The organism is Candidatus Pelagibacter sp. PS_06 (genome assembly GCF_059418045.1).
This window is the reverse complement of the sequence record NZ_CM182078.1, coordinates 914,851-939,327: the sequence shown is the minus strand read 5'-3', so window position 1 is coordinate 939,327 and position 24,477 is coordinate 914,851. Positions and strand designations below refer to the sequence as shown.

The following is a 24,477-nucleotide window of genomic DNA, read 5'->3' as shown; positions in this document are numbered from 1 at the left end:
AATATGTATATGTTGATAGATAATGTTATCTTTTGATATTAGACATGAAAATTAAAAAAGATCAAATTTATTTATCACCAAGTGATCTTAATAACTTTGTAAGTTGCAAATACCATGCCTTTAATGATCTTAATGCACATATAAAAAACTTTAAAAAGAAAGAGCCTTCAGAGGACATGAAACTCTGGAGGCGATATGGTGATGAACATGAAGCTAAACATCTTAAGTTATTGAAAGATAAATATTCGAATAATATTACTATTGACCCAACTAAAAGTGACGATGAAAGATTTAATGCAACTACTGATGCAATAAAAAAAGGATTTGATCTTATCTACAAGGCTTTTTTTATTGAAGATCAATTTAGAGGTGAGGCAGATTTTTTAATAAAGACAAAAGAAAAGTCTCAACTAGGTGATTATAGCTATGAAGTTTATGACACAAAAATTACAAAAAATTTAAAGCCTAAGCATGTATTGCAAATAACAGCTTACTCATATCTTATTAGTAAAATTACAGGTGTTATACCAAAGTTGATGTATTTAATAGATGGCAAAAGTGAATATCATTCATATAAAGTTTTTGAATTTTTAGATTATTTTGATTTTACAAAAACAAAGTTTAGAGATTTTATTTTAGAAAAAAATAAAGAAAAATTATACCCAGAAAGTTGCAATCATTGTAATTTCTGTATTTGGCAAGATGAGTGCACTAAGATTTGGGAGGGTGATAATTACATTAATCAAGTAGCCAGAATTAACAAATCTCAAATTACTAAATTAAAAAAAGAAGGAATAGACACAGTCGAAAAACTTGCAAAAGCAAATATTGAAAAGATTAAATCAAAAATTAATAAAGCATCTTTAGAAAGACTCAATCATCAAGCGAACTTACAAGAAGAAAAACGATTAACTGGAAAAAGTAAATATGTAGTTTTGGATCAAGTTGAAGGTCAGGGTTTTTATAAAATACCAGAACCTAATGATGGTGATTTATTTTTTGATATAGAGGGTTTTCCAGAGTCTAATAAAAGAAACTTGGAATATTTGCATGGATTGTATTTTAAAGACAAAGGCAAAAAAATATTTAAATATTTTTATGTAGAGGATAACACGAGAGAAAGTGAGTTTAAGATTTTTAAAGATTTAATTATTTTTCTTAAAAAAAGATTTGAACAATATCCTGACGCTTATATTTATCATTATAATGATTATGAAACACGAGCACTTAAAGAACTTGCCAGTGAATATAGTGGAGCATTTCCAGAGGGAAATAACTTAGTAGATTTTCTGTTAAGAAATCAAAAATTTGTTGATTTATATAGAGTGGTAGAACACACCTTAAGAACTTCAGAGAAAGACTTATCCCTTAAAAGTCTTGAGAAATTCTATCGAAAAGAACGAGAAGCAAACATTAAAACTGCAGCAGACAGTATCAGATTATACGATAATTGGTGTTCTACTAATGATGATAAAATTAGAGACGACATTATTCATTATAATGAAGAAGACTGTGTATCTACAGGTGATTTGAGAGATTTTCTTTTAGATAAAAAGCCAAATGATATTCCCTTTTTCACTCCAAAATTAGAGGATGATGACGAAGAAGAGAAAACAAAAGTAAGAAAAAATCCTAATAAAAAAACAGTACAAGAGGTTGAAGAGGAAGAGCTTTTGCTAATTGATAAACTCAATAAATCTAAAAATGACAAAGCTATATTAGAAAATTTAATAGATTTAGTTGGCTTTCATAGAAGAGAAGCAAAACCAGATAATTGGAGATATTATGACAGATTAAACAAAACTCCAGAAATGTTAGAAGATGATAGTGAGTGTTTAGCTAATTGCTTATTTAAAGAAGAAATTATTGATAAAGAAACTAATCAAACAAAATATATTTACCAATTTGAAACTCAAAATTTCAAGATTAAAGAAGGGGACTACGCTAAAGAATTATTTGATGAAACAAGTTATGGAAAAGTAGGAGAAATTACAGAAGATGAAGACGATGGAAACTTTGTTGAAATAATTTCTAATAACAAAGGTAAACCCCCTGAAATCCTTACTATTAAACCTGGTGGATCTCCTCCAACAGATCCAATTAGAGAAGCATTAAATAAATTTTTAGGAAGTTATGCAGAGTCTAAAGACTTTAAATATAAATGTGGTTTGGATATTCTAGAAAATAATTTTCCTGATGTATTAAACGTTAAAAAGGGTGAAAAAATTTTTGATGAGAAAAAAGATTTAATCAAGGAAGCTCAAAATACGGTTAAAAATTTAAACTCCTCTTATTTATTAGTTCAGGGGCCACCAGGCGCTGGTAAAACTTATATATCTGCTCATATGATTGTATCATTAATAAAAGCAGGCAAGAAAGTTGGAGTGACTAGCAACTCTCATAAAGCAATAAATAATCTCTTAAAACAAGTTGAAGAAATTACAGATTTTAAATTTAGAGGATTTAAAAAGGTCTCTAAAAAAGAAGATAAGTTAAATGGTAAATTTATTGAAGATTCTAATAAAGTTGGAAAAGAAGGATATGAACCTTATTCACTAATTGCAGGAACTGCATGGTTGTTTTCTAGTCCAGAACTTAATCAAAAAATTGATTATTTGTTTATAGATGAAGCGGGACAGGTATCGCTTGCAAACACACTTGCAATGTGTACTGCAACTAAGAATATAGTTTTAATAGGTGACCAAATGCAATTAGCTCAACCTATTAAAGGTACTCACCCAGGTGTTGGGGGTAAAAGTTCTTTAGAGTATTTATTAGAAGGCTATGACACTATTCCTCCAGAAAAAGGAATATTCTTAAATGAAACTAGAAGATTAAATAAAAATATATGTGAATTTATTTCATCAAGTTTTTATGAGTCTAGATTAAAACCTCATCCAGTTACAAGTGAAAGACATGTAAAACTAAATTTAGATAATATTAAAGATGAGGGCATTAATTATATCCCTATGTCTCATGAAAATAATACTCAAAAATCTATAGAAGAGTCTGATTATATCAAAGATTTGATGGGAAAAATAATAGGGAAGAAATGCAAAGATAATGGAGATACTAAAGAAAGAAACCTAGATTTAAATGATATTTTAATTGTTGCTCCATTTAACATGCAGGTAAATAATTTAAACAGAAACCTGCCTGCAAATTCAAAGGTCGGAACCATTGATAAATTCCAAGGCCAAGAAGCTAAAATAGTTTTCATTTCTATGACAGCATCTGATCCAGAAAATATACCAAGACACAAAGGTTTTTTGTTTAGTAGAAATAGATTAAACGTAGGTATTTCTAGAGCTGAATGTGTAACCTTTATTTTATTTAATCCAAATCTTCTTAATACCTCTTGCCAGAAAATTGAGGAGATGAGATTAATAAACAATTTTTGTAAATTGTTAAAATATGAAATTAAACAATGATTAAACTTGATACAGGAACAGAATTACCTGAAAGTTTTGTCTTAACAAAAGAATTTAAAGAAATTTTTGAAACTATAAATAATACAGATTCTAATTTATTTATAACGGGTAAAGCAGGTTCTGGTAAATCAACACTGCTTGAATATTTTAGGCAAAATACAAAAAAAAACTATGCAACATTAGCATTTCAAGGAATAGCTGCGATCAAGGCTAAAGGTCAAACTATTCATTCCTTTTTCAAATTTCCACCTCATTTTATTTCGGAAGATGATGTTGATACACTTAAAGATAAAGAGGCTATTCAAAAATTAGATACAATATTAATAGATGAAGTGTCTATGGTTAGAGCAGATCTGTTTGATGCAATAGATATTTCATTAAGAAAAAATAGAAAAAATGATAAGCCTTTCGGTGGAGTTCAAATGATCTTATTTGGTGATGTGATGCAAATTGATCCAATAGTCGGAAAAGATGAAAAGGTTATGGAAGAATTTTATCCAAAAGGGCCTTTTTTCTTTAACTCAAACTCATATGATAAAAATATATTTAGACAAGTTGAACTTACTAAGATTTTTAGACAATCTGATAAAAAGTTTATAGATTTGCTCAATAAGATTAGACTTAATAAAATTAAGTCTGAAGATTTAGATGAATTAAATAAGAGAATTAAAAATGAATTTGAGCCAGGCACAATTGTTCTTTGTCCAACAAATAGAAAAGTTGACGACATAAATAATACAAATTTATATCAACTTAAAACTCCCACATTACATTACGAAGCGATAGTTAAAGGAAAATGGAAAGATAACGAATTTCCTGTGAAGAAAGAAATTATTTTAAAAGTAGGTGCTCAAATTATGATAACCAAAAATGATGCAGATCCTGCTAAAAGGTGGGTGAATGGTACTTTAGGTATAATAACTTCATTATCAAAAAATCAAATTAAAGTTAAAATTAAAGATGAAGTATTTACAATTGGTAAAGTTAAATGGGACAAATACTCTTATCAATTATCAGGAGGAAAAGTTACAGCACTAAGCGTTGGTTCTTTCATACAATTTCCAATTAAATTAGCTTGGGCAACAACTATCCACAAATCGCAAGGACAGACATTCGAAAAAGTTGCAATTGATCTAGATACTGGATCTTTTGCACATGGGCAAACTTACGTAGCATTAAGTAGAGCTAAAAGTCTAGAAGGGATCACTTTATTAAAAAAGATTAATAAAAAAGACATTATTTTTGATAGTCGTGTTTTGGAATTTATTGGGCAAAAGCTTGAAAAAAAATATATAAAAGAAATTGTTAATAATAAGATGACCTTAAAAAAAGAAGACAATTCTTCTAAAAAAGATGACTGGACTACAAGTGAAGATAATAAGTTAATAGCTTTATATAAAAGAAACGTCCCAGAATTTGCCTTATCTAAAATATTAAAAAAAAGTCTACCTCAAATTAGAGAGCGAATAATGTTATTGATGAAAAAATGAAAAAAAGGTATTTAGATTGGCACCAAATTTTAATAAGAGCGGTTAAGGATATAGACAATTATCCTCCAAAAGTTTTAGGTAAGAGATTAGGTTTATCTAACTCTAATTTTTTTCGGTTATGTCTTAAGTTTCAAAAGTTAAGAGATATAAATAATTCATTTAACTCTTCATATTTAAATGATGAAAGAGCTTTTCGATATACAAAATATCTAATTACAGAAGTTTTAAAATATAAAATTAACGAATTTCTCCCAAAAAAAATCTCCCAAAATCATAAGATTTTTAAAGGTCAGTATTCAGCACTTTATACATATGCTCTAGATAGAGTTAAAAAAGATATGTATTGGAAAAATTTTAATGCAGCAGCATTTTTAATCTGTGGAGCATTTCCGAATAATTTCCTTCCATACCAATTTCAAAAACCAAATACATTTCATTATTTTGATAGAAAAGATAATTTTTTGAAAGCAATGATCGAAGTTTTTAAGCTAAAAAATGACATTGATTTAACAAAAAAAGATTTAGACTCTGACGTAAAGTATTCATTAATTATTGATAAATTTGGAACATTTAGTGAGCCAAATTTAAGATTATATGGTTTATCAAGAAAATTTTGGAGCAAAACTTTTAATACAATAAATGCAAAAGATCTTAGGCTGAGTTTGATAGATTTCTTGAATTTAAATGTTAAAGGCCAAAGAGATCATACAAAAAATTTGATTTCAAAACTTAACAGTAAAAGCATTGATCCAAAAGTTTGTTTCATATGTGGTGAAAAAAGAAGAATAGAAATCCATCATATAATTAATGTTAAAGATACTAAAATATTAAAAAAAAATGACAATATAAATGACACTAAAAATTTAATACCTTTGTGTATTTATCATCATGATGATGCTAAACATATAAATCTAAATTTATATTATAGAAAGAATGGTTATAAAGGACTTTTTGATAGTTTCGTTGATATGCTAAGTGAAAAGGCTAAATGAAAAAACTTTTAGAGAAAGTGGTTAATGAGTAAAAAAGGATCTTATATTGGTGGTCATACACTTTTAACAATCAAAAAAAAAAATAAATCAAAAGTATCAATTGGATCAATATTAAAATCTAAAAATAGATGGCCATACAAAACAATTAAACCAGACGCAGAAGGTCTGCCTTTAAGTAAAGCTGAAAAATTGTTGCTAGAAAGAAGAAAGCAAAAAAACAAAAATGATTTAAAGTCTTAGCTTGAATAAGTGGTACCCACGCCTAAGGCTTATAAAATCATAATTAATTTTTATAAAAAAAATCCTACTTAATCCCATGGAATCCTACTAAGTCCTATGATGTCCTATGGTGTCCTATAAAATTTTAGAGATTTTTAAAAGAATTTAACTTTTTTTTATTCTTTTATTGGTGTGGTGTTGACTGAAGAGTCTTGGTTGTGTTAAAATGATTAATCTTTCAAAAAAGATCGTTCTGGATCGTAAATCCTGCTCACTTAATTAAAGCTGGTTCCTCCAGTGTGAAGCGCACATCGTAGAGATCGCAACTACAAACGTAATCTTAAAAATTAATGACGCTTAACAATATGGAGGAAAATATGTCATCAGAAAAGAAGATTAAAGCAAATAGACTTAATTCAAAAAAATCAACAGGACCAAAGTCTGAAGCTGGTAAAAGAAGATCGAGTTTAAATTCTATTAAACATGGATTAACTTGTGAAAAGAATGTTGCAATTGGAGAAAACAAGCAAGAGTTTGAAGATTTAAAGAAGGATGTGTTAAAGCAATTTCCAATATTTGATCTAATCAGTGAACTTTATGTTCGAAAAATTATTAGCTTTGAATGGTCTATTAGACGTTATCAAACTATTGAAACAGGCTCTTTTTCAAGAGAAAGCTTAGATTATAATCAAAGTGAAAATATATCAGAGAAATCTTATTATCTAGATAGTTCAGAACTTGGAAGTAATGAACAAAAAATATTAGTTAGATCAACAGAGCTTCCAAGTATTGCTTTTATGAGAGATGCTAATGGTGGGAATGCTTTTTTAAAGATCAACACCATTAATGGAAGATCTTTTGCAAGATTAAGAACAGCCATTAAAGATTATCAAGATCATGCAAAATCAGCAGGGAGAACTTCATGAAAAAAGATATTGATAAAAGTAAAGTGAGTAACTTTAAAAATATTAAAGTGAACTATCATCATTACAGTACATTCTGTACGAAAACGAAGCCAAATAATCTTTATTTAAAAGGAGAATTAAAAAAGATTACTTTAGAAGCTAGAGAACAACTTTGTACGGAAGAATTAAAAAAAGATGATCCTGCTCTTTATTATTCAATGATGGGTAAAAAACTTCCTAAAAAATATTTGAAAAAAGAAAATATTCAAATTGCACCTGTTAATGCATTTGTACCCCCTCAATCAAAACTAAGTATTAAAGATCGTGAGGCTTTAGAGGAGAAAGAGGCTAAAGATAAAAAGATAAAGCAAGAAAAAGACTTTAAAGCGCAGCAGGAGAAAACTAAAGAAAAGCAAAGATTAGCTTATAATGAAGCGACATTTTATAAGCAGCAACGTTTAGTTCACTGGTGTAATGCTTATGAACAGGGAAATTATGTGAGTATTCACTCTGATAAATTTAAAAGTAGAGGGAAAAAATATAAATATTATTAATTAATTATAGTTTTTTTTGGTTAATCACTACATCAACTAATACTGCAATTAATAAATTGAGCATAGTAATTCCACAAATGATGATGAAGCTAAAGAAATAAATCCAAGCCCACCAGTAAACATCTTGCAAAGGTAACATCACTTGCTCCCAGCTCGATAAAGTTAAGACTTGGAATAATGTAATCATTGAAACCCCAACATCTCCCCATCTTTCAGGGATATTGCTGCTAAATAAAATTGAACCTATAGTTGCGTAGATATAAAGAATTATAAATAATAATAGTCCTACATAAAATACTCTTTTCACTGATGACAATAAGGCTTCTATTATTTTTTTCAATTCTGGAACAACGGAGATAATTCTTAGCACTCTAAATACTCTCAATAATCTTAACAGTAAGAAACTTGAATTATTTGGTATTGGAATTAATGAAATTAATACAATTAAAGTATCAAATATATTCCACCCACTTTTAAAAAAATTTAATTTTTTAGGCTCTCCAATAAATCGGATTAAAATTTCAATCACAAAAAAAACAGTAATTGAGTAATCTAAATAATTTATTGCTTGTGTAGTAAATTCACTTAAATCGTAAGTATTAACTCCAATTGTTATTGCATTTACTATGATAATTGAAATTACAACAAATTGAAAAATTCTACTTTCTTTTAAATTATATAAAATTTTATTCATATTTGATCTAAATTTTTAAGTTAATCTCTAAAATTAACAAAATCAATAGGTTGACCTATTAGGATAGGTTGAAACTCTAATCCCCCAAATAATTGCCAGCTTCCTGAGTGATTTTCCAGAGTTCACTTGCGTTTTCTTTGATCATTAAATAAAATTTATTTTTCAAATATGAATAATAATTCTGCGTTATATCCCTCTTTAAAAAACAAAGTAGTATTTATACTGGGTGGAAGCTCAGGAATTGGAGCAGACTTCGTTGAAGCTTTTGCAAAACAGGGATCAAAAGTTGCCTTTGTTGGAAGAAATGAAAAATTAGCGAATGCACTTATTGAAAAGCTAAGCGATTGTAGTTTTGTTCCTAAGTTTTATAAGTGCGATATTGTAGATCTTAAAACCTTAGAAGCCTCAATAGAACATTGTATAAAGCATATTGGACATATTGGAGTACTTTTAAATAATGCTGCAAATGATGAAAGGCATGAGTTTAATGACACGACACATGAATATTTTGACTGGGAGTATCAAACCAATTTAAGGCCTCATGTCTTTACAGCGAAAGCTGTGATCAAGAGTATGATAGAATTGGGCTCAGGGACTATAATTAATTTAGGTTCAATTGGTTGGATGAGAAAAAATGATAAAACTATTTTATATGGAATATTTAAGTCCTCAATGAATGGTTTAACTAATGGTCTAGCTAGAAGATATGGTAAAAATAAAATTAGAGTAAATACATTAGTTCCAGGGTGGACTATGACAAAAAAACAAATAGAAAAATATGTAGACGATACTACAGAACAAAAAATTAAAGATGGACAATGTTTACCTGACAAGGTTCAACCTCACGATATTTCAAATGCAGCATTATTTTTAGCCTCAGATGAAAGCAAAATGATTACAGCACAAAGTATTGTTGTTGATGGCGGGTGGACTTAATATTTAATCTCTAAAGTTAATAAATTCAATAGGAAGACCAATATCAATTGCCTTAATTGCAGCTATGGCTTCTTGAAGATCGTCTCTTTTTTTTCCATCAACCCTTAATTCTTCTCCTTGGATTTTGATCTGAATTTTAAGTTTTAACTTTTTGATATCACCAATAATCTTTTTTGCATTTTCTTGGCTTATTCCTTCTTTTAATTCACTAACCTGTCGAATGGTTCCACCTGTTGCACCTTCTGAATTTTTAATACTTAATACTCTTGGATCCACTTTTCTTCTTACCAGATGAGTTTCTAATAGTTCATTGACTTGTTTAAGTTTTAATTCATCTGTGGCTATTGTTGTGATATTTTTATCTTTTCGTTCAATTGAAATATTAAGTCCTTTAAAATCATATCGGTTACTAATCTCTCTTAAACAATTAGCTAAGGCATTATCAAATTCTTGATAATTAATTTTACTGATCACATCGAATGTAGGCATAATATTTTTATTAATCTATATGATAATATATTTTTTATTGAATAAATTAAATATAAGATAACGATTAACAAATGAATAAAATTAAAATTCATATAAGAAATAACCACTGGAAAGAGGGTTTTTTACCTTGTGATCCAGAAGGTGAAAAGCATAGCACAATCACTAAAGAAGAATTCGAAAAAGGACTTAGTCAACACCCAGAAATTAGAGAAAAGATAGAATATTTAGTCGATTGGGATGATGATAATTATCTAACTTCTATGAAAGAAGCAGATATTTTGCTTGGTTGGCAGTTTCCAACAGAAAATATTAAAGTGATTGCACCAAACCTTAAATGGATACATGTAAGCTCTGCTGGAGTAAACCATCTATCACCCTTTGATTGGATGAAAGAAGATTTAGTTTTAACAAACAGTAGTGGAGTGCATGCTAAAAAAGCAGGAGAATTTGGTTTAATGAGTATTTTAATGCTTCAAAATCAAATGACCAAAATAGTTACAAACCAGAAAAATAAAGAGTTTGTTACTTTGTTAAGCAAACCTATTGAAGGTTTTAAAGTTGTTGTAGTTGGAACCGGATCCTTAGGTGGATCATTGATAAAACATATAAGTAAACTTGGAGCAGAAGTTATTGGGGTTAATCGAAAAGGAAGAAATGTTGAGGGTTGCTCAAAAGTAATTACCTTTGATAAAATAGATGAAGTATTGCCAAATGCTGATTTTTTATATCTTGCAGTTCCTGAAACAGAAGAAACTAAAGGATTAATTAATAAGACTAGATTAGATAGTCTTAAATCTACCTGTGGAATTGTTAATATTGGTAGACAATCTGTTCTAGATTATGAAGCTTTAAGAATTAAATTAGAAAAAAATGAAATAGCAGGGGCTATTTTAGATGTATTTTCTCATGAACCCATTCCAAAAAACTCTAGTCTTTGGGATACCCCAAATTTAATTATTACCCCTCATATTTCATCAGACAGCCAAGGTAATTATATTGAGATGGTATTAAAAATATTTTTCAAAAATCTTAAATACTTTATAGAAAACAAGGAACTAATTAATCAAATTGATCGAAAATTAGGTTATTAGAAATTGATATAGAGACAATTTGTTTGATTACATTAACCATTAAAAAATATAAATTATGAACATATGAAAAAAATATTATTTTTTATTCTTCTAACATTTAGTCTTAGTGCGACTGCAATAAGTAAAGAAACCACTTTTACTAATGAGATATTTGAAAAATCTCAATTAGATGGAAAAACTGTTGTAATTCATTCATGGAATAAGACCTGTGTAACTTGTGCTCAACAAGTAAAAATATTAGATAAAGCTAAGCAAGATTTTAAAGACGTTATTTTTTTAAGTTTCGAACAAACAAAAGATAAGGATATTGCTAAATTTTTAAGCATTGATTACTGGACTACAATTGTGGTTTATAAAGACAATAAAGAATTGTCACGTACCATTGGTCAAACAGATAAAGAAAAGATTTATTCTCAAATCAATTCACTATAACAATTTTAATACTTAAGGCTTTAAGGTTTGTTTTCTTCAACAACAGGCTCAGTTACAGGTTTAATTGGATCATCAATAGGTTCAGTTGATGGGTTTAATTCAATACCAGCTGGCGTAATTGATTGAGGCATTGCAACGAATTGAGAGTCTGGATTTTCAACAACAGGTCTAACTTTTGATCTATAAAGACCATAAATACCAATCAAACTATGAAAAAATATTAAGAAAATAAAAAATCCATTAGGTCCAACCATACCCATAAAAACTGAACACAAAAAAGGCCCACCCATAGCACCCATGCCAAATGTAAATTGCAAACTAGCTCCGGCTGCAACAAACTTTTCCTTAGGAATAAAATCATTAGTATGTGCTAAAATTAAAGAGAACATTGGAAGACTACAAAAAGAAAATAAAATTAAAAAAACGTAAAACCAAAATTTACTGGTTGCTAAATCACCTGGTAAATACATTTGTCTTGAAGATAAAATTGCACAAAAGGCAAAGAATGATGCTGCAAAAGTTACTATAATGATTACTTTTCTTCTATCATACATATCTGACAATTTTCCAATTGGCCATTGAGAGATTGCACCTGAAACTGCTAGCATAAATGTAACTAATGAGATTTGAAAAATAGAAAAGTTCATTGTTGTTGCGTATACCGCAAGCAGAGTAAATAATGCAGATTGAATAGTTCCATAAAAAAATGAACTAACCATTCCAAAAGGAGATGAAATAAATACTTCCTGTAATGACATTTTAGATATTTTTTTAAATGTTGGAGCTTTTCTTTTGGTAAGTAAAATTGGAATTAGTGCAGCTGATGTTATGACTGAAATTAATATAAAAGGTTCAAAGTTTAATGGATCACTAAAGTTAAGCAAAAACATTCCAAGTCCCATCGCACCATATAAAATGACCATGTAAACAGATAAAACACTTCCTCTATTTTTGTTACTTGCTCTATCGTTTAACCAACTTTCAGCAACAGTATAAATAGAAACCATACTAATTCCTGTAAGCACCCTTAATAGAAACCATGCAAAAGGACTTACATATACTGCGTGAATTAGAACTACTAATGAGGCTATTGAAGCAAAAGCCGCGAATACTCTGATATGTCCTACACGAGAAATTATTTGTGGAATAGTTTTGGCACCAATAAAGTAACCAACAAAGTAACCAGACATCATAAATCCTGTTGCTGTTAAACTAAATTCTTCTTTTACAGCTCTAACCCCAAGTAATGACCCTTGAAATCCATAGGCAAGCATAAGTGCTCCCATTCCTAAAAATAACGCCCATGAATTTTTTAATACTTTTTCCATCTGAATCGGTATCTATTTCTGATTTGTGGCTAAATCAAGTTAAATGTATTTAGAAGTTTATGATTTTTTAAGCTTTAAAAATGAGTGAATGGCAATCGTTAAGATGATGACCATTCCACCTTGGATAGTCTCGATGCTAGGCTGTTCTTTAATTACCATCCACACCCAAAAAGGACCAATGATAGTCTCTAATAAAAAGAACAAATTTACCTCTTCGGCAGGGATAAATCTTGGAGCAATTGTTACAAGCACAAAAGGAATAGCAACACACATAATACTCATTAAAGGAATGATAAATAAGTCTCTATCAACTAAAGAGTAGGTTTCGATAAAAAACATAGCAAAGATTGCAACACATAATTTCCCAACAACTGCTGCGGGTAGTAAGTTTTTTTTCTTAGCCGATCTAATAGTTACAGCATTAATTGCAAGTCCAAGGCCTGTGATAAAACCTAAGATATCTCCATAAACATTACCTAATTGAAGAGAGTCGTAGAAAATATAAACTGCAGCTAAAAAGGTTACTCCAATTGCAATCCAAGTTTTTCTATCAGGTATTTCTTTTAAGAAAATAGCGCCCAAAATTGCAGACAACATAGGGGCCATTGCTATCATGACTAAAGTATTAGCTACATTAGTGTTCTGGATAGAGACTACAAAAGTAATATTAGTAATAGAGAAAGTAGTTATAAAAATTAAACCATGGTAACCACTATTAAATAACATCTTAAAAAAATTGGACTTATAAACGATTAACATTCCAATCAAGACAGTAAAAAATGGAATCATTCCACGATAAAATACCAAACCCCAAGTATCTACATTCGATAATCTAATAAATAAACTATCAGGGGTAATAAACATCACTGCAACAAATGCTAAAAAAGATCCTTTTTGTTGGTCTGATAGATTATTCATGTTTTTAATTCATTCCAAAAAGTTTTTGCAAGATTAATTCCTGATAAATCATACAATGTTTTTAATCCAGTAGGTGATGTTACGTTGATATCACCATTTAATTTTTGATCTATAAAATCTATTCCAGCAAAAAAAATATTTTCTTGTTTAAGATCTTTAGCAATTAATTTTGAAACTTTTTTCTCTATGTTAGTTAATTCAATACTAATTGGTTTTGCACCTTTGCTCATGTTACTTAAAAAAGAACCTTGTTTTGGAACTCTTGATATTGCACCACACACTTTACCATTTATTAAAAAAACCCTTTTATCTCCCTTGCTAATCTTAGGTAAAAATTTTTGACACATTATATGATCATGCTTTTTGATAAATTGGTTAATAAATTTTGAATTAAATCTATTTAAAAGATGAATATCATTTCCTCCATAACTATGAATAGGTTTTATAATAACTTTTTTATGTACCTTAAAAAAGTTTTTAATCTCATTAATATTTTGGGTGAAAATAGTACTGGGCATAAATTTTTGGTATCTGACAGAATATAGTTTTTCAGATACGTTTCTAATTGAAGTAGGGTTGTTCAAAATTTTAACTTTATCCTTAATTGTATCTAGAATGTAAGTTGCTGAAATATATTCAAGATTAAAAGGGGGGTCTTGACGAATTAGAATAAATTTACATTTTGTAAGATCTAGCTTTTGTTTTTTTAAGATTTTAAAAAATTTTTTGTCTTTATAATTAAACTTTATAAAAAAACCTGAGGCAATTACTTTTGAATTAATTACTGACAAATTTTTTGGGTCATAATAAAATATCTTGTAGTCTTTGTTTTGAATTTCATTTGCAAGAAAAACACTTGTGTCTGTTTCAGGGTTTAATTTTGAAGGATGATTGCCTTGAATAGCAACGATTTTATTTGTCATATAATTCTTTTAAATCTTCAGTTCTAGAAAATTTGCTAATCATATGATCTGCATTAGTTGTTTTTTCATCAATCACTTTTTGCAAATGATTTAAAAATAAAGTTTCATTTTTTCCATGTTTATTAAGAATATCTCGATCCTCTAGTCCTTTTTTAGATAAATCTAATAATGTACCTGCCCAATAAAGAAGATCTTTTCCCATAAGCTGTGTGTTAAATCCTTTTTCAGGAGCTTCAAGATATGCGTTAATAATTTTATCTTTATCCCAAGTCGAAATTAATTCATAAACTTCATCTAAATTTCCATATAGCATACCGATGTTAAAAGCTGGTCCTGAACACAGACAATCCCAGCCACAGGTATCCATTGATCTAAGTTCAATATACTTCTTCAATCTATTTTCTGTAAAAATTGTACTTAAGTGAGTAGTCAAATCACTTTCGGTGGGTAGTCTGTTTCCAATCTCATCAATTTTACCCTCCATAAAGTCCTTAAAGGTATATTTTCTTCCAGAAATATATGTTCCATCATGTTGAATAAATAAAATTGGAAAATTTATTATAAATTCTGCATATTTTTCAAAGTTTAAATCTTCAAAAAATAATTTAGGAAGTCCTCCTCTAGAGGTGCTTTGCCAAACTTTAGATCTATAGGATAAATAATTACTTTTTTTCTTTTCGACAATTGCTGAGTTTGCAAATAAAGCAATTGAAATTGGAACTATAGAATTAACAACTTTAAATTTTTTCATGAAATCGTCTTCAGAGTTGTAATCGATGTTAAGTTGTGTGCCGCAAGTTCGATACATCATATCCAAACTAAGCTCACCTCCTAAAGGCATGTCCTTAGTCATTAATTTATATCGTTGTTTAGGATTATTTGGAATTTCATCTAATTTTGAAATAGGATCAAATCCAGCACTCACAATATTAATATCTAATTTTTGAGTAACTTGTCTTAATTCAAATAGATAATCTTGAGACTCTGCGCAAGCTTCATGAATATGATTAAGTTTATCTCCTGATAACTCTATTTGGTTTCCAGGCTCAAGAGTAATATTTTTGCCACCTTTATTTAACCCTATGATATTTTCTCCCTCTAAAATTGGATTCCAGCCAAATTCTAAAAGAGCTGCAAACATTTCTTTAATTTTTAAATAGTTAATTCTTTTATTATCAATGTTACTGAACAAAAATTTTTCATGCTCAATTCCGATTCTAAAATCTTTTGTCTGTTTAATTCCTGATTTAAAATATTCTATTATTTGTTCTTTAGATTTGATCATGTGTATCTAGATAATATTTAAATTTATAATTTAAAGATAATTATTAAAAATTAATTTTTTTGTTATTTAGTTGTTAGAACCAGTGCTTAATAAGGATAATTGAGTTACTTTATTATCTCCTAATTCATCAATAGGTTTTACAGGATAATCACCTGTAAAATAATGATCTGTAAGCTGCGGGTAGGTATCATTTCTTTTGTCAAAACCAATTGCTTTATACAGTCCATCTAAAGATAAAAATTTTAAGGATTTTGCACCAATATATTCACAAATTTCATCATTAGTTTTATTTGCAGCCAACAATTCTTTTTTAGTTGGGGTATCAACTCCATAAAAATCTGGATATCTAATTTCAGGGCATGCAATTTTAACATGCACTTCTTTAGCACCAGCATCATATAGCATCTTAACAATCTTATGTGAAGTTGTACCTCTCACAAGCGAGTCATCAATTAATATAATCTTTTTATTTTTAATGGTTGTTTGGTTTGCATTTAATTTTAATTTCACTCCAAGGCTTCTGATTTTTTGACTAGGCTCAATAAAAGTTCGACCTACATAATGATTTCTTATCAAACCATGTTCATAATTCATCTTTAAATTTTGAGCAAACCCAAGAGCTGCAGCGTTACCACTATCTGGAACAGGAACTACTATATCTGCATCAACATCATTTTCTTTAGCAAGTTCTGCTCCAATATTTTTTCGATGTTCATAAGCTGTTTTGTTATCAAGAATACTATCTGGTCTTGCAAAATATATATATTCAAAAACACATGGTCTTACTTTTTTTGGAGGAAATGGTTTAATACTTTCTAACTTATTATTTTCAATTAGAACTATTTCTCCATTTTCAACATCTCTTATAAATTTTGCTCCAATTATATCCAATGCACATGTTTCTGAGGCAAGAACATAACTATTTCCTAATTTACCAATTACAAGCGGTCTAATTCCATAGGGGTCTCTAACACCAATTAGAGAATTTTGTGTCAGCATAACTAAGGCGTAACCACCTTGAATTTGAAATATTGCATCAACAACTTTGTCTATTGTTTTTGGTCTTTTAGATTTTGCAATTAATTGAACTATTGTTTCAGTGTCCGATGTTGTGTAGAAAATAGCTCCATCTTCAACTAGTTTATTTCTTAAAGAAATCGAATTAGTTAAATTTCCGTTATGAGCAACTCCAATACCACCTGCATTCGTATCTGCAAAAAATGGCTGGATGTTTCTTAGAGTGTTTTCACCAGTTGTACTATATCTATTATGCCCAATTGCATAATTTCCTTTAAGTTTTTCAAGTACCTTTTCTTTGTTGAAATTATCACCAACTAAACCAAATCTTTTCTCAGAATAATATTTTTCTCCATCAAAAGATACTATTCCACAACCTTCTTGACCTCGATGTTGAAGCGCATGAAGACCAAGCGCTGTTAATGCAGAGGCATCTTTTGCATTACTTACACCAAATACACCACATTCTTCTTTTAATTTTGGATCAAAGTTCTTTAATTTTTTCTTTAGAATCTTGATATGTTTTTTCATTAGGAAATTCTTTTATGAGATAATTACTACCTTTTTCAAGGTAAGGAAAGACGTATGATTGATCTAAATTTATAGGCCATTTATCATAATTATAGACAATATGAATTCCAGCAAAGACACAAACACCAACAATATATGCTTTAATAAATCCAAAAAAGAATCCAAACGTTTTGTCAAGCCCACCAATACCAGTGTAGCTGATGGCCTTGCTGATTGCTTTATTAATTAGTAGCACTAAAAATATAACTACTACAAAAATAGTGATACTAAGCCCTATGTCGAGAATGTATTCACTATCAATTATATCCTTAAAATAAGGTTTAACTCTAGGAAATAAAATTAAAGTAATCACATAAGCTAAAACCCATTTAGCCATGGAAAGAATACTTAATACAAAACCTTTGCTATAACATTGTATTAAAGATAAAATTGTCAATACAAGATACAAAAAATCAATTACTGATGTTTCATTAAAAAAGTCTTGAAGTGTATTTAGCATCTAGATCATTTACCAAAAGGTTTTACAGTTAAGATTAAAGCAGGCAATAAAGTCAAAACAGATATCATTGCAAGCAACATTGCTATACCTGTAAATAACCCAAAATAAATTGTAGGAATAAATTTTGATAACACTAAAATTGAAAAACCGAAGACAATAGTTATGGATGTATTTAATATAGCAACCCCAACTGTAGAATGACATTTTTTTAAAGTTTTGCTGTAATCTTTAATCTTGCTGAATTCTTCTTTAAATCTGTAAATATAATGAATACTATTATCTACCGCTATTCCAATAGTTATTGCTGCAATAGTAATTGTCATCATGTCTAAAGGAATACCAAGTAGACCAATAATTCCTAAAATAAAAAATGCTGCAATAAAATTTGGAACTACACCAATGAGTGATAACTTAATATTTCTAAATAAAATAATAAACATTGTAAATATTCCTATCATAACCAATCCTAAAGTAAGAATTTGTGATTTGAATAAGCTCTGTAATAAATTATTAAATAAAATTAAAACTCCGGCTAGTTTGAATTCACTTTCCTTCAATCCTATTTTATTTTTTAGGTCAAAATTTATTTTATTTATTAAGTCATTTCTTCTTAAATTTTCTTGAGAGTCTATAATTCTTAAACTTATTCTAGCTTCATTATCTTTAATGGATAAGTATGGATCAATAATTTCAGTTTTGATACTTTCTGGAATTTTAGAATATAAAACCCCCATTTCTAAAGTACCAAGAGGCTTGTTGTTATTTAATTGTGTCGCAACGTCTATAATTGAAGAAAAAGATATAACTTTTCCAACTTGAGGTAGACTATCTAGATAATTGTGAACTGAAGCTATCTTATCGATTTTATCTTTGGTAAACCAATATTTTTCATCATTTCCATCTTCATCATCACCCCAATCATCAAACTCATCATCCTCTGCTATTTTTTCTTTATTTTCAGTTACAGGAAACTTTAAGATAACCTCAAGTGGAGTAGTGCCACCCAATTCTTCATCAATAAGTTTCATTCCTTTATAAATTTCAGTATCTTTATTAAAGTAATTGATGAAACTATTTTCTACTTCAAGCTTACTAATTCCAACCACACTTAAAATAACAATAATTCCAGTTACACCAAAAATTGCAGTTTTGTTGTTCAAAGAAAGTAGACCTAAAAAATTTGTGATTTTAGAGTCTTGTTCTTTCTTTAGGGATATATTTGTTGTGGGGGCAAAATTTAAAAGAGTTGGAAGAAGAGTAAAAGTAATAATAAATGATGTAATTAATCCAAAAGTCATCATCCAGCCAAAGTCAATAATTGGTTTAATCCCGCTAAAGATTAAAGATAAAAAAGCAAATACAGTAGTAAAAACAGTATACAAAATAGGCCAAAACATTTTATTTGTAGTAAGAGATATGATTTCAAAATTATTTTTAGCAGGGTAATCTTTTCTTAATTGAAGAAATCGAGTACTCATATGAATGTTCATGGCCATGGTTAATATGAGCATTAAGGCGATAAAATTTGAAGAAATAACTGTTACTTTCCACCCAAGAATTCCAAGTAAGCCCATCATAATTACAACTGAAAATAAGCAACTACTAATTGGAACGATTATCCAAATTAACTTTCTAAAAACAAACCACAGAGTTGCAATAATAAATAAAAGAACGCCTAAACCAAAAACTACAATATCACTTTTAATGAAAGTCATCATATCATCAGCTATCATGGGAATTCCTCCAAGATATATTTTTCCCACATCGCCATAACTTTGAATAACTTGTCTGATCTCTAATATATTTTCATGATTTTGTTTCTTTATTTTATCTTTATATTCTTCAATCTCTTCTTTGGATAAATTTTCAATATTTTCTAATTTTTTATTCTCTTTAATGTTAACAATTATTCCGCTGGTATTTCCATTTTCACTAATTACAAAATTTCTAAAAACTGGACTATTTAAAATTTCTTTAAAACCACGATTTTTATCAACTCCTTCATCTTTAAGAGTTTTAAAACTTTCCAATCTTTCTTGAAGGGGCGCGTCTGAATTACTTAAAAGAGGTACATCCAAAAGCGTAATTACACTATGAACCCAATTTAGACTTTGAATTTTATATTTTAAACTTAAAAGATTATTAATAGAGTTATCAGTAACCATCCCTTCATTAGGGGTATAGGTAAGAATTAAAAAGTCTTTTGAGCCATATCTCTCTGTTACTTCTTTTAAATATGCTAAATCAGGATCGCCTTCTATTAATAAAGTTTCAGAAGAAGCATCCAACCTAAAGTCTTTAGAGTAATATCCAAAGCTCAATATCGCAATAATAAGTAAAATAAATACTGTTTTTGAATTTTTAAGAACACTATTTTGATACAATTGAGCAAACATTAGCTCTTTTATATTGGAATTTAATTAATTTGAGTATCTTTAAATTTAGTAAATCTCTCTTCAAACTCAAGAGTTACATTACCTATTGGGCCGTGTCGTTGTTTCCCAATTATAATTTGCGCTAAGTGAGCAACTTCATTCATTTTTGCTTGCCATTCTGCATGTTCAACTGTTGCTTCTCTTGGCTCTTTTCTTGATAAGTAATATCCTTCTCTGTAAACAAACATTACAACATCCGCATCTTGCTCAATAGAACCAGACTCTCTTAAATCTGATAGTTGTGGTTTGTGATCATCTCTTTGCTCAACTTGTCTAGAAAGTTGTGATAATGCTAAAACAGGGACACCAAGTTCTTTAGCAATTGCTTTTAGTCCCTGAGTAATTTGAGAGATCTCTTGCACTCTTCCATCTTTATTAAATGTAGTTCCTCTCATCAGCTGTATATAATCAACAACAACCATATCTAGGCCATGCTGTCTCTTAATTCTTCTTGCTCTGTTACTCATGGCTGCAATACTAATTGCAGGTGTCTCGTCTATAAATAGAGGGAGATCTGCTATATTTTTTGAAGTTTCTAAAAATTTATCAAATTGTTCATCAGAAATTCTTCCACGTCTTATATCATTTGAACTAATTCTTGCTTGTTCAGAAATAATTCTTGTAGACAATTGCTCAGATGACATTTCAAGTGAAAAGAAAGCTATAGAAGATTTTTTACCACTTTCTTGTAATTTGTGAGCTGCATTGAACGCAATGTTTGTTGCAAGTGATGTCTTACCCATTGAAGGACGACCAGCTATAATTACTAAATCTGACTGATGAAGGCCTCCAAGCTTATCATCTAAATCTCTTAGACCTGTTGGAACACCGACAATACCTTCTTCATTTTTATATGCAGCAGATGCCATTTCGATAGTTTGTTTCATAGCAGCATCAAACTTAACAAGATTAGAATTAAAGGAACCTTTTTCTGCTAAATCAAATAAAGATTTTTCTGTATTTTCAATAATATTTTGTCCAGTAGTATCGAGCTCACTTAATTTTGCACTATCCATTGTTTGTTCAGATATTTTAACTAATTCACGTCTTACAAACATATCATAAATGATTTTTGAATATTCTAATGCCTGACGCACTGATGTAGAAAATTTAGTAATTTTAACTAAATATTCTGGGACATTTAAATCATCTTTTTCATCTTCAAAATAATTTTTTAAAGTAATAGGGTTTGCAAGCATTCCTTTGTAAATTAAAGTATCCACTGCATCAAAAATTTTTTGGTGCATCGGATCATAAAAATTTACACCAGAAATAATTGTGCTAATTTCATCAAAAATTTCGTTGTTCACCAATAGGGATCCAATTACAGCTTGTTCTGCTTCAATATTATTAGGCAATTCTTTAAATTGATCTTTAACGATGCTTAAATTGTTTTCCATAAATAATAATTTACAGAATTATCTTTTTAATAAAATTACTAATAAAGGCTGGGGAAAAGAATGTATAATTATTGTATCGTATCAGCTGAAGTAACGTTAACTGTAATTTCAGCGTCAACTTCAGAGTGTAAAGAAATTTTTACTTTAAATTTTCCAAGAGACTTGATTTCTTCAATTGGTTGTATCATTGAAGGCTTGATATCAATTTTATTTTCTTCCTGAATTAATTTTGCAATCTCAGTTGGTTTAACAGAACCATATAATTCATTGTTTTCAGTACTTAGTTTTTGAACACCATACTCTTTACCATTAATTTGTTCTGAAATTTGTGCAGCTTCTTTTTTCTTTTCACTATCTTTTTTTGATAAATCTGATTTTATTTTTTCAACTTCTAAAATATTTTCCTTTGAAGCATACAGTGCTTTTTTGTTAGCAATTAAAAAGTTTCTCGCATAACCTCTTTTAACTTCTATCACTTCACCGATAGAACCAACTCTTTTTACATTTTCTAGTAAGATTACTTTCATATTATATTAAAGCTAAATTTCTAGCTCTTTTAATAGATAGAGATAACTCTCTTTGTTTTTTTTGAGAAACATTGGTAATTCTTGAAGGTAAAATTTTTCCATTTTCAGACATATATTTTTTTAAAAGTCTTACATTTTTATAATCTACTGCAGGAGCACCTTTTCCAGATAGTGGACAGGTTTTTTTAAATTTATATTTATTTGGTTGAAAAATACTTAATTTAGCAAAATTGCTTTGTTTACCTTTTTTGTTTCCACTTTGTCTTTTAGGCATAATTAGTTTCTATAACTTTCTTTTTTTTCATCATCATCTCTTTTAGCAAAATAATTAGCCTCAAGATCAAATTTCTTAACTCTAACTGTTAAGTATCTTAATAATTTTTTATCTATAGCTTCATTTTTTTCTAACTCGTCAATTACATTGCCTTTACCTTTAATCTTAAAGTGAATGTAGCTACCTTTTTTATTTTTCTTAATTAGGTAAGATAAGTTTAATAAACCCCAATTTTCAGTTTTAACAATTTCACCTTCATTTTTTTCAACAATTTTAGAATATTTCTCTGTTAATTGCTTAATTTCACTTGGTGAAGTGTCTTGTCTAGCTATGATAGTATGTTCGTATAAATTCATTTAAGTTCTTTAATAAAAAGTGAGGATATACTATTATAAATGTTCAATTACAATAGTTAAAAGAGCAAAATTAATAGTTTTTTTTATATGTTTTCAGTAATTTTTCCAGGTCAAGGTTCACAAATGATTGGTATGGGAAAAGAATTCTATGACAAGTTTGACCTTGTTAAAAACCTCTTTAAAGAGGCTGATGATACACTGAATTTTTCAATATCTAAGCTTATTTTGGAGGGTCCTAAAGAGGAATTAGACTTAACTGCAAATACTCAACCAGCAATATTTTTAATCAGCTACTCAATTTATCATGTAATTAAAAAAGAATTCAATATTGATTTGAGTAAAGCAAAATATTTTGCAGGACATTCATTAGGTGAATATTCTGCTTTATCTTGCGCGGGTTACTTAAATTTTTCAGATACTTTAAAAATTTTAAGGACAAGAGGAGACGCTATGCAAAACTCAGTTCCTAAAGGCGAGGGTGGTATGGTTGCAGTATTAGGCTCAACTGTTGAAATAGTTGAAAAAATCCTAAAAGATAATGAAAAAAGTTTAAGTGTTGAAATAGCAAATGATAATTCTGAGGGTCAGATCGTATTAAGTGGTAAAATGGATGATGTAGATAAATTTATTTTACTTTTAAAAGAAAATTCTATTAAAAATATAAAGTTACCAGTTAGTGCACCTTTTCACTGTAGTTTAATGAATAAAGCAACAAATATAATGAATGATGAATTAAACAAAATAAACTTTATAGAAGGTAAGAATAAATTAATTTCAAATGTTACTGCTAATGAAATATCAAATACCAATGAGCTAAAGGATTTGTTAGTAAAACAAATAGAAAATAGAGTAAGATGGAGAGAGAGTGTAATTAATATGATTGGTGGTGGTGTAAATCATTTTATTGAAATTGGCCCAGGTAAAGTTTTATCAGGTTTAGTTAAAAGAATTAGCAAAGAAGTAAAAATAGATACTATTAACAATCAAACAGATATTGAAGGCTTGCAATTATGAGTAGTTTAGAAAATAAAAATATTATTGTAACTGGTGCATCAGGTGGAATAGGTAATGCCATAATTAAAAAACTAAGTGAAGCAGGAGCAAATATTTTAGCTTCTGGTACTAGAATTGAAAAACTAGAAGAGCTTAAAAAAAATTTTGAAGGTATTAAAATATTAAAATTTGACATATCTCAAAGTGATAAAATTGAAGAGTTTATTGAAAATGCTACAGGTGAGTTAGGTGGAAGTTTAGATGGTATAATTAATAATGCAGGAATAACTCAAGATAATCTTGCAATTCGAATGAGCTTAGATGAATGGCAAAAAGTTATAAATATCAATTTAACCTCAACTTTCTTAATGAGTAAATTTGCAATTAAAAAAATGCTTAAAAATAAGTCTGGAAAAATTGTGAATATTACATCAGTTGTTGGTCACACAGGTAACTTGGGACAAGCCAACTATACAGCATCAAAAGCTGGGATAGTTGCTATGTCAAAAAGTTTGGCAACAGAATACGCAAAGAAAAATATTAATATAAATTGTATTTCGCCAGGATTTATTAAAACAGCAATGACAGATAAAATTGATGATAAATTCAAAGAAGTTATTATATCAAAAATACCATCAGCTCGCCTTGGTGAACCAGAGGATATAGCAAATGCGGTATTATTTTTAAGTTCAGATCTGTCTAATTATATAAATGGCGAAACATTGCATGTTAATGGGGGCATGTATATGGCTTGACAA

The 24,477-nt window shown here is 28.9% G+C and carries 24 protein-coding genes; 11 read left to right on the top strand and 13 right to left on the bottom strand.

All coding sequences use genetic code 11. From position 1 onward, the window contains the following. The first annotated feature begins 44 nt into the window (after window positions 1-44). The 6 genes from AC5SLZ_RS04810 (at window position 45) to AC5SLZ_RS04785 (ending at window position 7,591) form a co-directional block, all read left to right on the top strand. Window positions 45-3,431 carry a TM0106 family RecB-like putative nuclease gene (locus tag AC5SLZ_RS04810; RefSeq protein ID WP_494615171.1) on the top strand — a complete coding sequence of 1,129 codons (3,387 nt, stop codon included), beginning with the start codon at window positions 45-47 and terminating at the stop codon, window positions 3,429-3,431. Further along, entirely contained in the window at window positions 3,428-4,921 is a 1,494-nt protein-coding gene (locus AC5SLZ_RS04805) for an ATP-dependent DNA helicase (protein ID WP_494615169.1), read from the top strand. Before AC5SLZ_RS04810 ends, AC5SLZ_RS04805 begins: the two co-directional genes overlap by 4 nt. After that, window positions 4,918-5,913: an HNH endonuclease signature motif containing protein gene (locus AC5SLZ_RS04800; RefSeq protein ID WP_494615167.1), complete on the top strand. Its 996-nt coding sequence runs from the start codon at window positions 4,918-4,920 to the stop codon at window positions 5,911-5,913. The genes AC5SLZ_RS04805 and AC5SLZ_RS04800 overlap by 4 nt, the downstream gene beginning before the upstream one ends. Window positions 5,914-5,937: 24 nt before the next feature. After that, the gene (locus AC5SLZ_RS04795; RefSeq protein WP_494615166.1) at window positions 5,938-6,153 is read left to right on the top strand and encodes a hypothetical protein; all 216 of its coding nucleotides are present in this window, start codon (window positions 5,938-5,940) and stop codon (window positions 6,151-6,153) included. Between the two features lie 356 nt (window positions 6,154-6,509). Next, window positions 6,510-7,058, top strand: a complete 549-nt coding sequence (locus AC5SLZ_RS04790) for a hypothetical protein (RefSeq protein WP_494615165.1) — start codon at window positions 6,510-6,512, stop codon at window positions 7,056-7,058. After that, on the top strand, window positions 7,055-7,591 hold the full coding sequence (locus AC5SLZ_RS04785) for a hypothetical protein (protein ID WP_028036658.1): 537 nt from the start codon (window positions 7,055-7,057) through the stop codon (window positions 7,589-7,591). The genes AC5SLZ_RS04790 and AC5SLZ_RS04785 overlap by 4 nt, the downstream gene beginning before the upstream one ends. A 4-nt stretch (window positions 7,592-7,595) precedes the next feature. On the opposite strand, the gene AC5SLZ_RS04780 is transcribed toward AC5SLZ_RS04785, so the two are convergent. Beyond that, a complete protein-coding gene (locus tag AC5SLZ_RS04780; RefSeq protein ID WP_028036659.1) occupies window positions 7,596-8,285 on the bottom strand; it encodes an ion transporter in 690 nt (229 codons plus the stop codon). A gap of 168 nt (window positions 8,286-8,453) precedes the next feature. Between AC5SLZ_RS04780 and AC5SLZ_RS04775 the strand changes: the two genes are divergently transcribed. Then, window positions 8,454-9,221: an SDR family oxidoreductase gene (locus AC5SLZ_RS04775; RefSeq protein WP_034412288.1), complete on the top strand. Its 768-nt coding sequence runs from the start codon at window positions 8,454-8,456 to the stop codon at window positions 9,219-9,221. Window positions 9,222-9,224: 3 nt separating this feature from the next. On the opposite strand, the gene AC5SLZ_RS04770 is transcribed toward AC5SLZ_RS04775, so the two are convergent. Next, on the bottom strand, window positions 9,225-9,710 hold the full coding sequence (locus AC5SLZ_RS04770; RefSeq protein WP_028036661.1) for a YajQ family cyclic di-GMP-binding protein: 486 nt from the start codon (window positions 9,708-9,710) through the stop codon (window positions 9,225-9,227). A 71-nt stretch (window positions 9,711-9,781) separates the two neighbouring features. On the opposite strand from AC5SLZ_RS04770, the gene AC5SLZ_RS04765 reads away from it, so the two are divergent. Continuing rightward, the gene (locus AC5SLZ_RS04765; protein ID WP_494615162.1) at window positions 9,782-10,801 is read left to right on the top strand and encodes a D-2-hydroxyacid dehydrogenase; all 1,020 of its coding nucleotides are present in this window, start codon (window positions 9,782-9,784) and stop codon (window positions 10,799-10,801) included. A 63-nt stretch (window positions 10,802-10,864) separates the two neighbouring features. Further along, window positions 10,865-11,233: a TlpA family protein disulfide reductase gene (locus tag AC5SLZ_RS04760; RefSeq protein ID WP_494615161.1), complete on the top strand. Its 369-nt coding sequence runs from the start codon at window positions 10,865-10,867 to the stop codon at window positions 11,231-11,233. A gap of 20 nt (window positions 11,234-11,253) precedes the next feature. On the opposite strand, the gene AC5SLZ_RS04755 is transcribed toward AC5SLZ_RS04760, so the two are convergent. The 11 genes from AC5SLZ_RS04755 to rpsF form a co-directional block, all read right to left on the bottom strand. Further along, window positions 11,254-12,561, bottom strand: a complete 1,308-nt coding sequence (locus AC5SLZ_RS04755) for an MFS transporter (protein ID WP_494615160.1) — start codon at window positions 12,559-12,561, stop codon at window positions 11,254-11,256. 57 nt (window positions 12,562-12,618) lie between these two features. Further along, window positions 12,619-13,479, bottom strand: a complete 861-nt coding sequence (locus AC5SLZ_RS04750) for a DMT family transporter (RefSeq protein ID WP_028036665.1) — start codon at window positions 13,477-13,479, stop codon at window positions 12,619-12,621. Then, the gene (gene gshB / locus AC5SLZ_RS04745; protein ID WP_494615158.1) at window positions 13,476-14,402 is read right to left on the bottom strand and encodes a glutathione synthase; all 927 of its coding nucleotides are present in this window, start codon (window positions 14,400-14,402) and stop codon (window positions 13,476-13,478) included. The genes AC5SLZ_RS04750 and gshB overlap by 4 nt, the downstream gene beginning before the upstream one ends. Continuing rightward, window positions 14,392-15,687: a glutamate--cysteine ligase gene (locus tag AC5SLZ_RS04740; protein WP_494615157.1), complete on the bottom strand. Its 1,296-nt coding sequence runs from the start codon at window positions 15,685-15,687 to the stop codon at window positions 14,392-14,394. Before AC5SLZ_RS04740 ends, gshB begins: the two co-directional genes overlap by 11 nt. A gap of 66 nt (window positions 15,688-15,753) precedes the next feature. Then, the gene (purF, locus tag AC5SLZ_RS04735) at window positions 15,754-17,235 is read right to left on the bottom strand and encodes an amidophosphoribosyltransferase (protein WP_494615156.1); all 1,482 of its coding nucleotides are present in this window, start codon (window positions 17,233-17,235) and stop codon (window positions 15,754-15,756) included. Next, window positions 17,189-17,734: a CvpA family protein gene (locus tag AC5SLZ_RS04730; RefSeq protein ID WP_028036669.1), complete on the bottom strand. Its 546-nt coding sequence runs from the start codon at window positions 17,732-17,734 to the stop codon at window positions 17,189-17,191. The genes purF and AC5SLZ_RS04730 overlap by 47 nt, the downstream gene beginning before the upstream one ends. Before the next feature lie 5 nt (window positions 17,735-17,739). Beyond that, complete coding sequence (locus AC5SLZ_RS04725) at window positions 17,740-20,130, bottom strand: efflux RND transporter permease subunit (RefSeq protein ID WP_494615154.1); 2,391 nt, start codon at window positions 20,128-20,130, stop codon at window positions 17,740-17,742. A 20-nt stretch (window positions 20,131-20,150) separates the two neighbouring features. Then, window positions 20,151-21,569: a replicative DNA helicase gene (locus AC5SLZ_RS04720; RefSeq protein ID WP_028036671.1), complete on the bottom strand. Its 1,419-nt coding sequence runs from the start codon at window positions 21,567-21,569 to the stop codon at window positions 20,151-20,153. A gap of 68 nt (window positions 21,570-21,637) precedes the next feature. After that, window positions 21,638-22,096: a 50S ribosomal protein L9 gene (gene rplI, locus AC5SLZ_RS04715; RefSeq protein ID WP_494615152.1), complete on the bottom strand. Its 459-nt coding sequence runs from the start codon at window positions 22,094-22,096 to the stop codon at window positions 21,638-21,640. Between the two features lies 1 nt (window position 22,097). Continuing rightward, entirely contained in the window at window positions 22,098-22,370 is a 273-nt protein-coding gene (gene rpsR / locus AC5SLZ_RS04710) for a 30S ribosomal protein S18 (protein ID WP_028036673.1), read from the bottom strand. A 2-nt stretch (window positions 22,371-22,372) separates the two neighbouring features. Beyond that, a complete protein-coding gene (rpsF, locus tag AC5SLZ_RS04705; protein WP_028036674.1) occupies window positions 22,373-22,726 on the bottom strand; it encodes a 30S ribosomal protein S6 in 354 nt (117 codons plus the stop codon). An 87-nt stretch (window positions 22,727-22,813) separates the two neighbouring features. On the opposite strand from rpsF, the gene fabD reads away from it, so the two are divergent. Together fabD and fabG are read left to right on the top strand one after the other, a co-directional pair. Then, on the top strand, window positions 22,814-23,740 hold the full coding sequence (fabD, locus tag AC5SLZ_RS04700; protein ID WP_494615151.1) for an ACP S-malonyltransferase: 927 nt from the start codon (window positions 22,814-22,816) through the stop codon (window positions 23,738-23,740). Continuing rightward, window positions 23,737-24,474 (top strand): 3-oxoacyl-ACP reductase FabG, encoded by a 738-nt coding sequence (fabG, locus tag AC5SLZ_RS04695; RefSeq protein ID WP_494615150.1) that lies wholly within the window; start codon window positions 23,737-23,739, stop codon window positions 24,472-24,474. Before fabD ends, fabG begins: the two co-directional genes overlap by 4 nt. The last annotated feature ends 3 nt before the right edge of the window (window positions 24,475-24,477 follow it).

Excerpts from the sequence above, each read along its gene's own strand:
- fabD (WP_494615151.1), top strand. The coding sequence starts at position 22,814 with ATGTTTTCAGTAATTTTTCCAGGTCAAGGTTCACAAATGATTGGTATG.
- purF (WP_494615156.1), bottom strand. The coding sequence starts at position 17,235 with ATGAAAAAACATATCAAGATTCTAAAGAAAAAATTAAAGAACTTTGAT.
- AC5SLZ_RS04730 (WP_028036669.1), bottom strand. The coding sequence starts at position 17,734 with ATGCTAAATACACTTCAAGACTTTTTTAATGAAACATCAGTAATTGAT.
- rplI (WP_494615152.1), bottom strand. The coding sequence starts at position 22,096 with ATGAAAGTAATCTTACTAGAAAATGTAAAAAGAGTTGGTTCTATCGGT.
- AC5SLZ_RS04765 (WP_494615162.1), top strand. The coding sequence starts at position 9,782 with ATGAATAAAATTAAAATTCATATAAGAAATAACCACTGGAAAGAGGGT.
- AC5SLZ_RS04750 (WP_028036665.1), bottom strand. The coding sequence starts at position 13,479 with ATGAATAATCTATCAGACCAACAAAAAGGATCTTTTTTAGCATTTGTT.
- fabG (WP_494615150.1), top strand. The coding sequence starts at position 23,737 with ATGAGTAGTTTAGAAAATAAAAATATTATTGTAACTGGTGCATCAGGT.
- AC5SLZ_RS04725 (WP_494615154.1), bottom strand. The coding sequence starts at position 20,130 with ATGTTTGCTCAATTGTATCAAAATAGTGTTCTTAAAAATTCAAAAACA.
- AC5SLZ_RS04805 (WP_494615169.1), top strand. The coding sequence starts at position 3,428 with ATGATTAAACTTGATACAGGAACAGAATTACCTGAAAGTTTTGTCTTA.
- gshB (WP_494615158.1), bottom strand. The coding sequence starts at position 14,402 with ATGACAAATAAAATCGTTGCTATTCAAGGCAATCATCCTTCAAAATTA.
- AC5SLZ_RS04785 (WP_028036658.1), top strand. The coding sequence starts at position 7,055 with ATGAAAAAAGATATTGATAAAAGTAAAGTGAGTAACTTTAAAAATATT.
- AC5SLZ_RS04790 (WP_494615165.1), top strand. The coding sequence starts at position 6,510 with ATGTCATCAGAAAAGAAGATTAAAGCAAATAGACTTAATTCAAAAAAA.
- rpsF (WP_028036674.1), bottom strand. The coding sequence starts at position 22,726 with ATGAATTTATACGAACATACTATCATAGCTAGACAAGACACTTCACCA.
- AC5SLZ_RS04770 (WP_028036661.1), bottom strand. The coding sequence starts at position 9,710 with ATGCCTACATTCGATGTGATCAGTAAAATTAATTATCAAGAATTTGAT.
- AC5SLZ_RS04755 (WP_494615160.1), bottom strand. The coding sequence starts at position 12,561 with ATGGAAAAAGTATTAAAAAATTCATGGGCGTTATTTTTAGGAATGGGA.
- AC5SLZ_RS04810 (WP_494615171.1), top strand. The coding sequence starts at position 45 with ATGAAAATTAAAAAAGATCAAATTTATTTATCACCAAGTGATCTTAAT.
- AC5SLZ_RS04740 (WP_494615157.1), bottom strand. The coding sequence starts at position 15,687 with ATGATCAAATCTAAAGAACAAATAATAGAATATTTTAAATCAGGAATT.
- rpsR (WP_028036673.1), bottom strand. The coding sequence starts at position 22,370 with ATGCCTAAAAGACAAAGTGGAAACAAAAAAGGTAAACAAAGCAATTTT.
- AC5SLZ_RS04780 (WP_028036659.1), bottom strand. The coding sequence starts at position 8,285 with ATGAATAAAATTTTATATAATTTAAAAGAAAGTAGAATTTTTCAATTT.
- AC5SLZ_RS04795 (WP_494615166.1), top strand. The coding sequence starts at position 5,938 with ATGAGTAAAAAAGGATCTTATATTGGTGGTCATACACTTTTAACAATC.
- AC5SLZ_RS04800 (WP_494615167.1), top strand. The coding sequence starts at position 4,918 with ATGAAAAAAAGGTATTTAGATTGGCACCAAATTTTAATAAGAGCGGTT.
- AC5SLZ_RS04760 (WP_494615161.1), top strand. The coding sequence starts at position 10,865 with ATGAAAAAAATATTATTTTTTATTCTTCTAACATTTAGTCTTAGTGCG.
- AC5SLZ_RS04775 (WP_034412288.1), top strand. The coding sequence starts at position 8,454 with ATGAATAATAATTCTGCGTTATATCCCTCTTTAAAAAACAAAGTAGTA.
- AC5SLZ_RS04720 (WP_028036671.1), bottom strand. The coding sequence starts at position 21,569 with ATGGAAAACAATTTAAGCATCGTTAAAGATCAATTTAAAGAATTGCCT.